The sequence below is a fragment of the Mesobacillus sp. ABV4_180 genome (genome assembly GCF_056158485.1).
Genome location: NZ_JBSWTJ010000001.1, coordinates 305,945 through 321,197 on the forward strand (window position 1 = coordinate 305,945; position 15,253 = coordinate 321,197).

Sequence of the window (15,253 nt, forward strand, 5' to 3'; positions counted from 1 at the left end):
TTGCTTTTTTCGGTTCCCGTAGTTTTTCTGAACTGTAAAAAAGCCTTAATTCTTTTGCATTTTATGCTTGAAAAAGCTGAATAAGCAATTTTACGGTTTTGAAAGTAGGTGACAATGTGGGAAAAATCATTGCGATTGCGAATCAAAAGGGCGGAGTCGGAAAAACGACTACCTCCGTGAATTTAGGCGCATGTCTTGCATACATAGGGAAAAAAGTTCTTCTCGTTGATACTGATCCTCAAGGAAACGCGACAAGCGGTGTGGGAATTGAAAAAGCGGATGTTGAGCAGTGCATTTATGATGTTCTTGTCGATGATGTTGAAGCAAGAAAAGTAATCCACCCGACAGCAGTAGAAAACCTATACGCACTTCCTGCGACGATTCAGCTTGCAGGTGCAGAAATAGAACTTGTACCGACCATTTCAAGGGAGGTGCGCCTTAAGCGTGCCCTGGAAGAAGTAAAAGATAGTTTTGATTATATTTTGATAGATTGCCCGCCATCCCTTGGTTTATTGACGCTGAATGCATTGACGGCTTCAGATGCGGTCATCATCCCGGTTCAGTGTGAGTATTACGCACTTGAAGGGCTAAGCCAGCTTCTTAATACAGTCCGCCTGGTGCAGAAACATTTAAACCAGGACTTAAAAATAGAGGGTGTGCTCTTGACAATGCTTGATGCCCGTACTAATTTAGGACTTCAAGTCATCGAAGAGGTTAAGAAGTATTTTCAGGATAAGGTATATAAAACCGTCATTCCGCGTAATGTGCGTCTAAGTGAAGCTCCAAGCCATGGAGAGCCTATTATCATTTATGATCCGAAGTCCCGCGGGGCTGAGGTTTACCTAGATCTTGCAAAGGAAGTGGTTGCAAATGGCTAAAGGCTTAGGTAAAGGATTGAATGCTTTATTCAAAGAGGAAGCCGGTAAAGACGAAAAAGTCCAGGAGATAAGCATCAAAGAAATAAGGCCGAATCCTTATCAACCACGTAAAGTATTCCAGCCAGAAGCGATTGAAGAATTGAAGCTTTCCATCCAGGAACATGGAATCCTGCAGCCGATCATTGTCAGGAAAACCATAAAAGGCTATGAAATCGTTGTGGGGGAAAGGCGCTTCCGTGCTGCGAAGGAAGCCAAGCTCAAATCCGTTCCGGCAGTCGTCCGTGAGTTGAACGAACAGCAAATGATGGAACTTGCTGTACTCGAAAATCTCCAGCGTGAAGACCTGAACCCTATTGAAGAGGGAATTGCTTATCAGACATTAATGGAGAAACTGAAGCTTACCCAGGAGGAATTAGCTAAAAGACTTGGGAAAAGCAGACCGCATTTGGCAAACCATATCCGGTTGCTTTCTTTGCCGCCAAAAATACAGGAGCTCATTTCCAATGGCAAGATTTCCATGGGACATGGACGCGCGCTGTTAGGGTTAAGGAAGAAAGATAAGTTGCCCATTCTGGTTGAGAAAATCCTCAAAGAAGGTATGAATGTCCGTCAGCTAGAACAACTGATCCAGCAAATGAACGAAATTGTTCCACGTGAAACAACAAAAACGAAAGAAACAAAAGACGTGTTTATCCGTGAACGGGAAACTTCATTGCGTGAACGATTTGGGACAACAGTTAATATTAAGCAATCCAAAAATAAAGGGAAAATTGAAATTGAATTTTTCTCGAAAGACGACCTGGAACGAATCCTGGAATTATTAGATCAGCAAAACTCCTAAGCTATCAATATTGATGGCTTCTTTTTTTACATAGGCTACTAACAAAATTCTTAAAAAGGTGAAAGATATGTTTTTACTTGGCACGCTCGTTAATGGATTATTGATTATCATTGGTACCTTGCTGGGAAGGATGTTAACGAGAATTCCCGAAAATATGAAAGCAACTGTCATGCACGGTATCGGGCTAGCTGTTATGGTGCTTGGCTTGCAAATGGGCTTCAAGAGTGCAAACTTCCTGATTGTCATCTTAAGCCTTGTAATCGGTGCAGTGCTCGGAGAAACGTGGAAGCTTGAAGAGAAGCTGAATTCGGTTGGGGACTGGCTTGAGCGAAAGCTTGGTTCAAAAGGGGAAGGAAGCATTTCACAAGGATTTGTTACTGCGACATTGATTTTTGTCATCGGGGCGATGGCGATTATTGGTGCTCTGGACAGCGGAATCCGCGGCGATCACGATGTTCTTTATACAAAGGCGATCATTGACGGCTTCACTGCATTGATTTTGACAACAACCCTGGGCATTGGTGTGCTTTTTTCAGCGGTACCAGTCATGCTATATCAAGGAATGATCGCATTATTCGCTACACAAATCGATAAGCTGATTCCACAGGCTTTGATGGACAGCTTCATCCTTGAACTGACGGCAACCGGAGGCGTGATGATTTTTGCGATCGGCCTCAATTTAATTGGATTGACTAAAATCAGGGTAGCGAACCTGCTGCCAGGAATTCTAGTGACAGCTGTACTTGTAACGGTCACTCATTATATGGTTGGAATATAAAGAAACGCCTGGATCATTCCGGGCGTTTCTCGGTTTATTTATGAAAAAATGGCAGATCATTCAGCAACTGTTGGCTGTTCTGTTTCCAAATCCCAGCTTAATTTTGGCCAATCCGGTTTTTTCGGGAAATGTAAACTGCTTTCAAAAATTCCATTGGCAATCGTTTTTGCCATTTTCAATACAAGGTTCAATCTTGTATTTTGCAGCACAAAGAATTCCATGAACCCGCTGACATTGACAATTCCTGTGATATGCATATGGCCCACTTCCGGCAGCTCCTTGTTGACACCAGCACCTGGTTTGACAGGACCATTGCCTACCTGGATGGACCCGACACTCTTTAAGCGGCCAAGGCAAGCGTCAATGCCAATGATGAATGGATTGAAATGTTTTTGCTTAATTTCTGCTAGTTTTTCTTCCATATTTACAGCATGAATCGGATCATCCAGAGTTCCGTATACATGGTAAGGGGCGAGTTCCTTTTCCTGCAAAAATGTTCCGATCAGTGGACCCAATGAATCACCGGTGGAGCGGTCCGTTCCAATACAGACAAAAACGATAGGACGAGCGCTATAATTAGGCAGAAGGTCCAGGATTTCTGAAGCCAGCTTTTCAGCAGCCAGACCATCCTCATGATTAATCTTTGCCACGCTGTTTTTCCGCTCGAAAAAATGGTTTTTGAGATTCATTGGATCCACTCCTTAAAATTCGTACTATCAGTATACGGACTTTTTTTGTAATCTATACATACCTGTAAACAGAAAGATTTAAACAGGGCCTTTAGTAACAGGCAGAGACCTGAAAGGGTATATATTCCTATATGTTGGTTAAAGGGAAATATTCTTTGATATACTGTGATGGTCTCTTTTCGAATGAGTGAATGTTATTGTAATATAACGAAATGGTGTATTAAGCTGGACATCCCTACGGGAAATAATTATTTGTGGTATGATGTTGAGAAGCTATAGCTGGAAGGTAATTTGCAAACACACTACTTTATCTAAAATAGAAAACTCTGATAAAATGGTTTTGTTTCAATAAAGTTTTTTTATAGGCTCTGTTATAGCCCAATGATGATTATAAACACCTGTTGATTGCAGTGGAAGGCGCGAAGACTCCTCGAAAATGCTACCGCATTTCCTTCGTGTGTGGGTGAATTCAGGAAGCCAAATCAATGTACTGCGGGATCAGCAAGTCATGAGAGACCCCCGCAGGCGCACAAAGCGAAGAGCCTGGAACGGAAATCAACAGCCAAATTTTACAGGGCCTTTCTTAACTTTCTTGCAAGTTCCGAAAGAGATAAGATGGTTATTAGACAATAATATTTTCAGGCAGGTGAAATTATGAGTGCAGCACAAGAAAGCTTAACAAAAACAGAAGCATTTTTTAATAAATTCAGCCAAAAGCTGATGGATGAAAACCTTTGGTTCGCTATTGGAGAAAGTGTCCTGAAAATCGTCGCGATCCTGATCATCTCCGGATTGCTGATTCGCATCGGCAAGATTGCTATCCATAATTTTTTCAAGGTCAGGTCAAAGGCACCTTTGAGGATTTCAGAGCGGCGGGAAGCAACGCTGATGAAGCTTCTTGAAAATATTCTTACATACGTTGTTTATTTTATTACGATCATGATGATCCTTTCTGCGTTGACAATCAATGTCCAGGCGATGCTTGCAGGTGCAGGGATCGTTGGCCTTGCTGTCGGTTTTGGCGCACAAAGTCTTGTTAAAGATATTATCACCGGATTTTTCATTATTTTTGAAGACCAGTTCTCGGTAGGAGATTATGTGAGAATTGGACAATTTGAAGGGACTGTGGAGGAAATTGGGCTGCGGACGACGAAGATTAAAAGCTTTACGGGAGAAATCAATATTCTTCCAAATGGCAGCATCGTAGAGGTAACGAATTTCTCTCTTTACAACAGTGTCTCAGTTCTTGATATTGGGATTGCTTACGAAGGCGATATCGAATATGCCGAAAAAGTCCTTCAGGAGTATCTGGAAACAACGCCAGAAAAGTACCCGGAGCTTGTTAAGAATCCCGAACTTCTCGGTGTTCAGCAATTTGGTGCCTCTGAGGTCATCCTCCGCATTGTGGCAGAAACGCTCCCGATGAAACACTGGTATATTGGAAGACAGCTTCGCAAGGATATCAAGCTGATTCTTGATGAACATGGAATTGAGATACCATTCCCGAGAATGGTCATGTACTCTCGCCAGGAAGGCGGAGCACAGAAAGAATTAGGGAAATAAACAGGGGGTTTTGAATTTGGATCACGAGTTTCAACTGAATGAAGTTGTTGAAATGAAAAAACCACATCCTTGCGGCACAAACAAGTGGAAAATCATCCGGCTTGGCATGGATATCCGAATTAAGTGTGAAGGGTGCCAGCACAGCGTCTTGATTCCAAGAAAAGAATTCACGCGAAAAGTGAAGAAAGTTTTATCGAAGCAGGAAGAGTAATCCTGCTTCTTTTTTTATCTTTCATGTATTATCCTTATTATTAAATTTATCGGAATATAAAATAGAACCAATAGGGAGATGAGGCAGTGGCTACAGTATATCACTCAGCTTGTCCGTTGAATTGCTGGGACAGCTGCGGGTTCCTAGTTACCGTCGAGGACGGGAAAGTGACGAAGGTCGAGGGCAATCCTGAACACCCAATCACTCAAGGGAAGATTTGCGGCCGAGGCAGGATGCTGGAGAACCGGACAAATTCAGAGGATCGAATTCTTTATCCACTGAAAAAAACCGCCGGTGGCTTTCAGCAGATTTCATGGGAAAAAGCTCTTGATGAAATTGCAGAAAAGCTGGCTTACTATAAAGAAAACTTTGGAACGACTTCCGTTTTGCACAGTCATGATTACGCGAACAGCGGACTGCTCTCCAATCTCGACAGCCGCTTTTTTAATCTATATGGCGGAGTGACGGAATTGACAGGGTCTATTTGCTGGGGTGCCGGAATCGAAGCGCAGAACTGGGATTTGGGTGATGCTTATAGCCATGCACCTGAAGATCTGGTCAACAGCAAGCATGTTGTCATCTGGGGAAGGAATGTTGCCCGCACAAATATGCATTTGTATCAAAACCTTCAGGCTGTGAAAAAGAATGGAACGAAAATATATGTGATTGACCCCATATACAATGCTACTGCAAAGCTGGCGAATGAATATATCTCAATAAAGCCAGGCTTTGACGGACTCTTAGCTGCTGGCATTATAAAGGAAATTGTGAGATTGAACCTGCAGGATCTAGATTTTATTGAAAATCATACAGCAGGCTTCGAGGATGTAAAGGAATTGCTGGATAGCGTCACGCTAGACTACATCAGTGAGGTGACAGAGGTTCCGGCCGACATCATCACCCACCTAGCCGAAATATATGCTGACCGTCCGGTATCAACGATCATGGGACTTGGCATGCAGCGTTATGAAAATGGCGGGAACACGATCAGGCTGCTTGATGCACTGGTGGCGGTCAGCGGGAACATTGGCATTCCCGGAGGCGGCGCCAACTATGCAAACAAGCAGGTAGGCCAAAGTTTTTCCTATCAGGATATGACGATGCCTGAAAAGAAAACTGCTTCACGCACTTTTACGATGATGAGGCAGGCAGAAGAAATTTTATCAGCGATTGACCCTGAAATAAAAATGGGGATCGTCACATGTGGAAATCCACTGACACAGGTTCCGGACACGAACAGGGTGAGAGAAGCCTTTGAATCACTGGAAACCCTTGTTGTGATTGAACAGTTCATGACAGATACTGCGGAGCTTGCTGACTATGTCCTGCCTGCTGCGACTGCATTTGAGGTCGAAGATGTATATTACTCCTCGATGTATCATCATTATGTTAATCATGGGCCAAAACTCGTTGATGCACCTGGAAAAGCAAAGCCCGATGCCTGGATTTGGACTGAGCTTGCGAAAAGACTTGGATTTGGTCAGGACTTTGATTTTACAAGAGAAGGATTTATGAAAATGGGGCTGACCTCATTGACGGCAAAAGGGATTAATCTGGAAAAAATCCGCGAGGAAAAATTTACTGAACTGCCAGTTGATAAAATTCCATGGGCAGACCGCAAATTCAAAACGCCTAGCGGAAAATATGAATTCACTGCTTCTGCCGTTCCTGACGGGAGGATCAAGCTGTCTCTGCCAAGCGAAACAAAATGGACGAATCCGGTGCTGGCGGAAAAATATCCTTATACATTACTTACAATCCATCCGCTGCGCTCCAATCATTCACAGCATTTCCACCTGTTCCAGCCGGCGCCTTATGTGAAGGTGGAGATTGCCAGAAGCGTCGCAGTAGAAAAGGGCTTGAAAGAAACTGATTATGTCCGTGTCTGGAATGACCGCGGCGAGATCAAAGGAACCGTCTCTATCCTTAAAAATGCCCACCCTGGAACAGTAAATATCGATGAAGGCATAGGCGCAAGGTTCGGAGGTTCCGTAAACCAGCTTACATCAAGCAAAGAATCCGACAATGGACTCGGCAGTACGCTATATGATTGTTTAGTCAACATTGTGAAAGTGGAAAAAGAGAACTAAAATTTGTGCCGTGCTTCTTAGGAAGTACGGTTTTCTTTTGCGATAAATAGAATCATACTATTGGCGCCCAAAAAGCCGGAACACTTGGAAAAAAGGTACCCAATAAAGCCGATTTGCTCCCAAAAGTCGAGGTTCTTAAAATAAAGGTAACCAATGTGCCAGATTAACTGAGAGCTTCATTTAACAAGCTTGTCTTTTCTCTGCGTAATCTCTATAATTGTGAGAGGAAAAAATCGTTTAGGTGATTCTTGCTTGAATAGATACATTTTTAAATAGAGGAGTGACATGGATGGCACTAACAGCAGGTATTGTTGGACTTCCTAACGTTGGAAAATCAACATTGTTTAATGCGATCACGCAAGCTGGTGCTGAATCAGCAAACTATCCGTTCTGTACGATTGACCCGAATGTTGGGATCGTTGAAGTTCCTGACCATCGTTTAACTAAATTGACTGAGCTGGTGCAGCCGAAAAAAACTGTACCTACAGCCTTTGAATTCACTGATATTGCTGGTATCGTTAAAGGCGCGAGCAAGGGTGAAGGGCTCGGCAACAAATTCCTCTCGCATATCCGCCAGGTAGATGCAATCTGCCAGGTAGTCCGTTGTTTTGCGGATGATAATATCACACACGTTGCAGGTAAAGTGGATCCAATTTCTGATATCGAGGTTATTAACCTTGAATTGATTCTTGCTGACCTTGAATCAGTTGAAAAAAGAATTGGCCGTGTTGAAAAGCTTGCTAAGCAAAAAGACAAGGAAGCTGCGATTGAATTCCCAATCCTGGCCCGTCTTCGTGAAGCATTTGAAGCAGAACAGCCTGCCCGAGCGATTGAATTCACTGATGAAGAGATGAAAATCGTAAAACACATGCATTTGTTAACGATCAAGCCAATGCTTTATGTGGCAAACGTTAGTGAAGATGAAGTTGCAGACCCGGATAACAATGAATATGTACAGAAGGTCCGCGAATTCGCAGCAAAGGAAAATGCTGAAGTCATCGTTATCTGTGCAAAGATCGAAGAAGAAATCGCCGAGCTTGAAGGCGAAGAGAAGGCTATGTTCCTTGAGGAACTGGGCATTGAAGAGTCAGGTTTGGATCAGCTGATCCGTGCAGCGTACAGCTTGCTTGGACTGGCTACTTACTTTACTGCTGGTGTCCAGGAAGTCCGTGCATGGACATTCCGCCGCGGCATGAAGGCACCTCAGTGTGCCGGTGTCATTCACTCTGACTTTGAGCGCGGATTCATCCGTGCTGAAACGGTCCATTATGATGACTTGCTTGCAGCAGGAACAATGACAGCTGCCAAGGAAGCTGGTAAGGTCCGCCTGGAAGGAAAAGAATATGAAGTGAAAGATGGAGATATCATCCACTTCCGTTTTAACGTTTAAATAATTTTCGCCCTGCACAAGGCAGGGCGTTATTTTTTTTTCTGCAAATAAGCTTGGACAAAAATACGAACATATGTTAGTATTTTCTATAGATGAAATTTGGAAAAATGCTATGAAATGCAGAAGAATCCTGTCACATAGCATTGCGTTCAAAAATATTCTGTGATATAATTTCATCTTGTGAGTAATTAAACAATTATTCCTTGCCCTGTAATGGGGCCGTCAGACCAAAAGGAGGTGACAGTGATGAGAAAGTACGAAATTATGTACATCATCCGCCCAAATATTGAAGATGAAGCTAAAAAGGCTCTTACTGAGCGTTTCAGTGGAATTTTAACAGAAAACGGTGCGGAAGTTTCAGAAGCTAAAGAATGGGGCAAACGCCGTCTTGCTTATGAAATCAATGATTTTCGTGATGGCTACTACCAACTTGTAAAAGTGAATGCAGAGCCAGCAGCAGTTGAGGAATTCTCTCGTCTTGCTAAGATCAGCGAAGATATCATTCGCCACATCGTTATTAAAGAAGAAGAATAAATCAAAATTGATATAAACTTCCAGCTGAAAGTTTCACGTGAAACAGTGCTGAAGTAAAGGAGTTGATTCTGATGATGAATCGTGTCGTTCTTGTAGGTCGTTTGACTAAGGATCCTGAATTACGTTTCACACCAAATGGAGTGGCCGTTGCTACTTTTACTCTTGCGGTAAATCGTGCATTTACCAACCAGCAGGGTGAAAGGGAAGCTGATTTCATTAACTGTGTAGTATGGCGCCGTCCAGCTGAAAATGTTGCTAACTTCTTGAAGAAGGGCAGCCTTGCAGGTGTCGACGGACGTGTACAAACTCGCAGTTATGAAGGACAAGATGGCAAGCGTGTTTACGTTACAGAAATTCTGGCTGAAAGTGTTCAGTTCCTTGAACCAAAAGGCCAAGGACAAGCTTCAGACGGAGGGAATAACTATTCCCGCCAAAATGATCAGGGTTCCCCATTTGGGAATCAGAATCAACGCCAAAATCAAGGTTATACAAAAGTAGATGAGGATCCATTTGCAGGTGGCGGCCAGATCGACATTTCAGATGATGATCTTCCATTCTAATATAAACTCGGACGTATTATAAAAAACAAGGAGGGAAATGACCATGGCAATGGGTGGACGCAGAGGCGGACGTGCAAAACGCCGTAAAGTTTGCTACTTCACAGCAAACGGAATCACTAAGATCGATTATAAAGACACTGATCTTTTGAAAAAATTCATCTCTGAGCGCGGTAAGATTTTACCACGTCGTGTAACTGGAACTAGCGCTAAATATCAGCGTAAATTGACGGTTGCAATCAAACGTTCTCGTCAAATGGCATTACTGCCATACGTTTCAGGCGAATAATGATCGGATTTTAAAAGGCAGCGGGACATCCCGCTGCCTTTTATATTATTCAATATGAAATTGCAAAATTTACTTCGAGATATGTCCAGCTCCAGCGCCTAGCCCCTCGAGACTCTTCGGTCCTGCCAATGAAGTCAAAGAACGACTTCACTGTCAGGCCCTCCAGCGCTTGTCGGGGCTGACCAAGGCGCTTGCGCATTTCTCTTTTTTTGCACTTCGGTTGCTTGTCCAGTTTTTAGAGGATAAAATAGTTCTTATACTTGAATCACTTGATTACTATTATTGTCTAGCTTCAGCGCAGGTATCAAGGGCGCTAACGCTTTTCGAGTTAGAGGTGAAATATGAAGAATACATATAAGCTAACAGAGGGTGCTGTACTGTTGGCGATTTTCGCTGTTTTGTTATTGATTACTTTATACATACCCGTTCTTGGCATGTTTGTGAATTTTTTCTTGTCGCTGCCATTCCTGTTTTTTGGAGCAAAGCATGATTGGAAAAGTACGGCGGTCTTTACAGTGGCGGGTGTTTTATTATCGATGATTTTAGGTTCCTTCTTGGCGATGCCGCTTGCGCTTGCATATGGTACGACAGGTGCTGTGATGGGTTATATGGTGCGCGAAGGAAAAAGCAGGCTGGCTGCTTTTATAGCAGGATCCATCGTTTTCCTTGTGAATATCGTCGGACAATATGCATTGTCTGTTGTCTTGTTCAAGATTAATCTTATTGATGAAATGATCGAGGTCTTCCGTACATCAATGGACCAGTCAATCAAAATGCTGGAGCAATTGGGACAAACGCCTGATGAAAAAATGATCAAACAGTTTGAATTAATGGTGGATATGGTTGAAACTCTTGTGCCAAGCATGTTTGTCATGGCTTCCTTTTTGGCGGTATTCATTCTTCAGCTCGTTTCGTTTCCATTGTTAAGGCGTTTTGGTGTAAAAGTGCCAAAATGGTCTCCATTCAGGGAGATGAATCTGCCTAAAAGTATTTTATGGTACTACCTGTTCACCATGCTGGCAGCAATCATCATGAAACCTGAAGAAGGTACTTATTGGTTCTGGGTGATCTCCAATCTTTCTTTTATCCTGCAAATGCTGATGGTGCTTCAAGGTTTGTCATTTGTATTCTATATCACGCACGTTAAAGGGTACCCTAAAGCTGTGCCGATCATTGTGCTTGTCTCGATTTTCCTTCTGCCTTTTGTTCTTTATATTGTCAGGATATTAGGTATAATTGATTTAGGGTTTGACTTAAGAAAGCGACTTGGGGAGAAGAAGTAATCAGATACTAAGCTTTAGGAGCTGAGCACATGCCTTCTTATTTAGAGAGGCGGCAAATACGCTATCCATTATATGGATTGATGGCCGTTATACTGGTGCTGATAGGAGTCCTGTCTTACTATAACTGGATTATAGGAGCAGTTGGTTTCCTTCTCACTGGCCTGTTGATATATTTTATTTTTCAAGTGAACCATAAGATTAAGCAAGAGACGGAAGAGTACATCTCTACTTTGTCCTACCGCGTCAAAAAGGTCGGCGAAGAAGCGTTGATGGAGATGCCGATCGGTATCATGCTGATCAATGATGATTATTATATTGAGTGGACGAATCCATTCATCGCTTCCTGTTTTCAGGAAGACACACTTGTCGGCCGCTCTTTGTATGACGTTGCAGATGCAGTCGTACCGCTGATTAAGCAAGAGGTTGAAACAGAGATCATTTCCCTGCATGACAGGAAATTCAGAGTCATCCACAAGCCCGAGGAACGGCTGCTCTATTTTTTCGATGTGACCGAACAGGCAGAAATTGAAAAAATGTATAATGATGAACGCACTGTTATTTCCATCATCTATCTCGATAACTATGAAGAATTGACTCAGGGAATGGATGACCAGACGAAAAGCAGTTTGAATAGCCTGGTGACATCGATTTTAAACAAATGGGCTACCAACAATGGAGTATTCCTCAAAAGGGTTTCTTCTGAAAGGTTCATTGCAGTCTTCAGTGAACACATTCTTCACCTTTTGGAAAAAGGGAAATTCACGATCCTCGATGAAGTAAGGGAAACAACTTCCAAGCAAAATGTCCCGCTCACATTAAGTATTGGCGTTGGCACAGGTTATTCCTCACTGCCGGAGCTTGGTTCCCAGGCACAGTCCAGTCTTGATCTTGCATTGGGCCGAGGCGGGGATCAGGTTGCCATTAAGCAGCCTAACGGGAAGGTTAAGTTTTACGGTGGAAAGACGAACCCTGTTGAAAAACGCACAAGGGTGAGAGCAAGGGTCATTTCCCATGCATTGAAGGAATTGGTCGTGGAAAGCGACAAGGTCTTGATCATGGGCCATAAGAACCCTGATATGGACGCTATTGGTTCAGCAATTGGGATCCTAAAAGTCGCACAGATGAATAAACGTGAAGGTTTTATAGTTTTAAATAAAAGTGAAATTGATTCTGGTGTCCAGCGCTTAATGGAAGAAATCAAGCAAAATGAGGCACTATACTCGCGTTTCATTACACCGGAACAAGCATATGAAATTGCTTCGGATGACACACTCCTGGTGATTGTCGACACTCATAAGCCATCATTGGTAATCGATGAAAGGCTATTGAACCGGATTGAGAATGTAATTGTGATCGACCACCATCGGAGAGGCGAGGAGTTCATTAAAAATCCGCTGCTTGTCTATATGGAGCCTTATGCTTCATCAACAGCGGAATTGGTTACTGAACTGCTTGAATACCAGCCGAAGAATGGCAAAATCCAAATGCTCGAAGCCACCGCCTTATTGGCAGGGATCATCGTCGATACAAAAAGCTTTACGTTGAGGACTGGCGCCCGAACATTCGATGCGGCTTCCTATCTGCGCAGCCATGGGGCCGATACTGTTCTTGTCCAAAAGTTTTTAAAAGAAGATATCAATACGTATATCAAGCGGGCTAAGATCATCGAAAATGTCTATTTTTACAGAGAAGGAATTGTCATTTCAAAAGGCCAGGAGGATACGTACTGCGACCAGGTGCTGATTGCCCAGGCTGCCGATACACTCCTGACGATGGATGGCGTGACCGCTTCTTTTGTTATTTCGAAAAAGGCAGAGAATCAAATTGGAGTCAGCGCAAGATCGCTTGGGGAAATCAATGTCCAGGTCATCATGGAAAATCTTGAAGGCGGCGGCCATTTAACAAATGCTGCTACACAAATGTATGATCTCTCTATTGAAGAAGCAGAAACTCTTTTACAGAATGCGATAGATGATTATTTAGAAGGGGGACAAAAAGAATGAAAGTAATCTTTTTGAAGGATGTTAAAGGAAAAGGAAAAAAAGGCGAAATCAAAAATGTGGCAGATGGCTACGCACAAAACTTCCTGATCAAGCAAGGACTTGCTGTTGAGGCAAACCAGGCTGCTATGAGCTCCTTGAACGCCCAGCAGAAAAAAGAGGAAAAAGTCGCTCAGCAGGAATTGGAAGATGCAAAAGCATTGAAGGAAACTATGGAAAAGGTGACGGTTGAACTGGCTGCAAAATCAGGAGAAGATGGCCGTCTTTTCGGCTCGATCACAAGCAAGCAAATTGCCGATGAGCTTCAAAAAGCGCACGGAATCAAGCTTGATAAGCGAAAAATCGAACTTCAGGATGCAATCCGCACACTTGGATATACAAAGGTGCCAGTCAAGCTTCATAAAGAGGTTCAGGCAACTTTGAACGTTCATGTAAAAGAAGGTAAATAATTTACAGTTCCATAAAGTGATAAACATGATAAAATAATATAGTTACAGAAAATAGGTGATCGGTTCTGCTGGTCACTTTTTTATGTGAAGAGAAAAGAGTATAAAAGTTACATCGAGAAATGTCCAGCTTCAGCGCCTAGCCCCTCGAGTCGCTTCGGTCCGCTCAGGTGAAGTCAAAGAACGACTTCACTGGTCAGCCCTCCAGCGCTTGTCGGGGCTGAACAAGGCGCTTGCGCTTTTCTTGAGAGAGTTACTTTGTAAGGGGGCAGGCAGATGAGTGAATTATTCGCGGATCGACTTCCGCCGCAAAATATGGAAGCGGAACAAGCCGTAATTGGTGCAATATTTTTAGAGCCATCAGCTTTGACTCTTGCTTCAGAAATTTTATTACCAGAGGATTTTTACCGAGTAGCACACCAGAAGATATTCAGCGTCATGCTGGATTTGAATGATAAAGGAAAAGCAATCGACCTCGTGACCGTCACAGAAAATCTGGCATCTTCCAAGCTGATTGAGGATGTTGGCGGAGTCAGCTATTTAAGTGAATTAGCTGCGTCAGTTCCGACGGCAGCGAACATTGAGTATTATGCTAGAATCGTAGAAGAAAAATCGCTGCTGAGAAGGTTGATCCGCACAGCTTCAGGCATTGCCGAAGATGGCTATATGCGTGAAGATGAAGTGGAGGCATTACTTGCTGAAGCAGAAAAGAACATCATGGAGGTTGCCCAGCGCAAAGGCGGAGGAGCTTTCCATAATATAAAAGATGTCCTTGTCAGGACGTACGATAATATCGAAGTAATGCATAACCGCAAAGGGGATATAACGGGGCTTGAGACGGGATTTACCGAGCTCGATCGAATGACAGCCGGATTCCAGCGCAACGATTTGATCATCGTTGGTGCACGTCCTTCCGTTGGTAAAACGGCCTTTGCGTTGAATATTGCCCAAAACGTTGCAAAAAAGACAGGCGAAAATGTCGCGATCTTCAGTTTGGAGATGGGTGCAGAACAGCTTGTCATGCGTGTACTTTGTGCTGAAGGAAATATCGATGCTCAAAGACTGCGTACCGGTTCCCTGACAGATGAAGACTGGGGCAAACTAACGATGGCAATGGGAAGTCTGTCAAATGCGGGCATATTCATCGATGATACGCCAGGTGTCAGAATCACCGATATCCGCTCAAAATGCCGCCGTCTAAAGCAGGAGCAAGGACTTGGCATGATCATGATCGACTATCTCCAGTTGATCCTAGGCAGCGGCCGCGCCGGCGAGAACCGTCAGCAGGAAGTATCCGAGATTTCCCGTTCCCTCAAGCAGCTGGCACGTGAACTGCAGGTTCCGGTTATTGCCCTGTCCCAGCTGTCCCGTGGTGTAGAACAACGTCAGGACAAGCGTCCGATGATGTCTGATATCCGTGAATCCGGATCCATCGAGCAGGATGCCGATATTGTTGCGTTCCTGTACCGTGATGATTATTATGACAAGGAATCCGAGGATAAGAACATCATTGAAATCATCATTGCCAAGCAGCGTAATGGTCCTGTAGGAACCGTAAAGCTTGCGTTCGTAAAAGAATATAACAAATTCGTCAACATCGAGAACCGATACGATGAATCGTATGCTCCACCAGGGGCATAATGAGAATTAATCCGCTTTGGATTAGTTCTCTTTTTTTTATTATCTTGCTTCACTACATAAAAA

15 protein-coding genes are annotated in these 15,253 nt (G+C 43.4%); 14 read left to right on the top strand and 1 reads right to left on the bottom strand.

All coding sequences use genetic code 11. From position 1 onward, the window contains the following. The first annotated feature begins 116 nt into the window (after positions 1–116). From ACXAEA_RS01660 to ACXAEA_RS01670, 3 genes are all read left to right on the top strand, one after another. On the top strand, positions 117–878 hold the full coding sequence (locus ACXAEA_RS01660; protein WP_475094208.1) for a ParA family protein: 762 nt from the start codon (positions 117–119) through the stop codon (positions 876–878). Further along, complete coding sequence (locus ACXAEA_RS01665; protein ID WP_475094209.1) at positions 871–1,719, top strand: ParB/RepB/Spo0J family partition protein; 849 nt, start codon at positions 871–873, stop codon at positions 1,717–1,719. The genes ACXAEA_RS01660 and ACXAEA_RS01665 overlap by 8 nt, the downstream gene beginning before the upstream one ends. 67 nt (positions 1,720–1,786) lie before the next feature. Continuing rightward, positions 1,787–2,497, top strand: a complete 711-nt coding sequence (locus ACXAEA_RS01670; protein WP_475094210.1) for a DUF554 domain-containing protein — start codon at positions 1,787–1,789, stop codon at positions 2,495–2,497. A 56-nt stretch (positions 2,498–2,553) separates the two neighbouring features. Here the strand turns inward: ACXAEA_RS01670 and yyaC are convergent, their stop codons facing one another. Then, positions 2,554–3,186: a spore protease YyaC gene (gene yyaC / locus ACXAEA_RS01675; RefSeq protein ID WP_475094211.1), complete on the bottom strand. Its 633-nt coding sequence runs from the start codon at positions 3,184–3,186 to the stop codon at positions 2,554–2,556. A 654-nt stretch (positions 3,187–3,840) separates the two neighbouring features. On the opposite strand from yyaC, the gene ACXAEA_RS01680 reads away from it, so the two are divergent. From ACXAEA_RS01680 to dnaB, 11 genes are all read left to right on the top strand, one after another. Then, positions 3,841–4,749, top strand: a complete 909-nt coding sequence (locus ACXAEA_RS01680; RefSeq protein WP_475094212.1) for a mechanosensitive ion channel family protein — start codon at positions 3,841–3,843, stop codon at positions 4,747–4,749. A gap of 10 nt (positions 4,750–4,759) precedes the next feature. Next, on the top strand, positions 4,760–4,960 hold the full coding sequence (locus tag ACXAEA_RS01685; RefSeq protein ID WP_475094213.1) for a DUF951 domain-containing protein: 201 nt from the start codon (positions 4,760–4,762) through the stop codon (positions 4,958–4,960). Between the two features lie 86 nt (positions 4,961–5,046). Continuing rightward, on the top strand, positions 5,047–7,050 hold the full coding sequence (locus ACXAEA_RS01690; RefSeq protein WP_475094214.1) for a molybdopterin-dependent oxidoreductase: 2,004 nt from the start codon (positions 5,047–5,049) through the stop codon (positions 7,048–7,050). Between the two features lie 289 nt (positions 7,051–7,339). Continuing rightward, positions 7,340–8,440, top strand: coding sequence for a redox-regulated ATPase YchF (gene ychF, locus ACXAEA_RS01695; protein ID WP_475094215.1), 1,101 nt, complete (start codon positions 7,340–7,342; stop codon positions 8,438–8,440). Between the two features lie 246 nt (positions 8,441–8,686). Beyond that, positions 8,687–8,974 carry a 30S ribosomal protein S6 gene (rpsF, locus tag ACXAEA_RS01700; RefSeq protein WP_475094216.1) on the top strand — a complete coding sequence of 96 codons (288 nt, stop codon included), beginning with the start codon at positions 8,687–8,689 and terminating at the stop codon, positions 8,972–8,974. 71 nt (positions 8,975–9,045) lie between these two features. After that, on the top strand, positions 9,046–9,534 hold the full coding sequence (gene ssb / locus ACXAEA_RS01705; RefSeq protein ID WP_475094217.1) for a single-stranded DNA-binding protein: 489 nt from the start codon (positions 9,046–9,048) through the stop codon (positions 9,532–9,534). Between the two features lie 49 nt (positions 9,535–9,583). Further along, on the top strand, positions 9,584–9,820 hold the full coding sequence (rpsR, locus tag ACXAEA_RS01710) for a 30S ribosomal protein S18 (RefSeq protein ID WP_031307629.1): 237 nt from the start codon (positions 9,584–9,586) through the stop codon (positions 9,818–9,820). A 341-nt stretch (positions 9,821–10,161) separates the two neighbouring features. Continuing rightward, entirely contained in the window at positions 10,162–11,103 is a 942-nt protein-coding gene (locus tag ACXAEA_RS01715; protein WP_475094218.1) for a YybS family protein, read from the top strand. A 29-nt stretch (positions 11,104–11,132) separates the two neighbouring features. After that, positions 11,133–13,106 carry a DHH family phosphoesterase gene (locus ACXAEA_RS01720; RefSeq protein ID WP_475094219.1) on the top strand — a complete coding sequence of 658 codons (1,974 nt, stop codon included), beginning with the start codon at positions 11,133–11,135 and terminating at the stop codon, positions 13,104–13,106. Then, on the top strand, positions 13,103–13,552 hold the full coding sequence (rplI, locus tag ACXAEA_RS01725; RefSeq protein ID WP_475094220.1) for a 50S ribosomal protein L9: 450 nt from the start codon (positions 13,103–13,105) through the stop codon (positions 13,550–13,552). The genes ACXAEA_RS01720 and rplI overlap by 4 nt, the downstream gene beginning before the upstream one ends. A 273-nt stretch (positions 13,553–13,825) precedes the next feature. Further along, entirely contained in the window at positions 13,826–15,190 is a 1,365-nt protein-coding gene (gene dnaB / locus ACXAEA_RS01730; RefSeq protein WP_475094221.1) for a replicative DNA helicase, read from the top strand. The last annotated feature ends 63 nt before the right edge of the window (positions 15,191–15,253 follow it).

Coding starts and splice junctions, on each gene's coding strand:
- ACXAEA_RS01665 (WP_475094209.1), top strand. CDS start 871: ATGGCTAAAGGCTTAGGTAAAGGATTGAATGCTTTATTCAAAGAGGAA.
- ACXAEA_RS01670 (WP_475094210.1), top strand. CDS start 1,787: ATGTTTTTACTTGGCACGCTCGTTAATGGATTATTGATTATCATTGGT.
- yyaC (WP_475094211.1), bottom strand. CDS start 3,186: ATGAATCTCAAAAACCATTTTTTCGAGCGGAAAAACAGCGTGGCAAAG.
- ACXAEA_RS01680 (WP_475094212.1), top strand. CDS start 3,841: ATGAGTGCAGCACAAGAAAGCTTAACAAAAACAGAAGCATTTTTTAAT.
- ychF (WP_475094215.1), top strand. CDS start 7,340: ATGGCACTAACAGCAGGTATTGTTGGACTTCCTAACGTTGGAAAATCA.
- rpsF (WP_475094216.1), top strand. CDS start 8,687: ATGAGAAAGTACGAAATTATGTACATCATCCGCCCAAATATTGAAGAT.
- ssb (WP_475094217.1), top strand. CDS start 9,046: ATGATGAATCGTGTCGTTCTTGTAGGTCGTTTGACTAAGGATCCTGAA.
- rpsR (WP_031307629.1), top strand. CDS start 9,584: ATGGGTGGACGCAGAGGCGGACGTGCAAAACGCCGTAAAGTTTGCTAC.
- ACXAEA_RS01715 (WP_475094218.1), top strand. CDS start 10,162: ATGAAGAATACATATAAGCTAACAGAGGGTGCTGTACTGTTGGCGATT.
- ACXAEA_RS01720 (WP_475094219.1), top strand. CDS start 11,133: ATGCCTTCTTATTTAGAGAGGCGGCAAATACGCTATCCATTATATGGA.
- rplI (WP_475094220.1), top strand. CDS start 13,103: ATGAAAGTAATCTTTTTGAAGGATGTTAAAGGAAAAGGAAAAAAAGGC.
- dnaB (WP_475094221.1), top strand. CDS start 13,826: ATGAGTGAATTATTCGCGGATCGACTTCCGCCGCAAAATATGGAAGCG.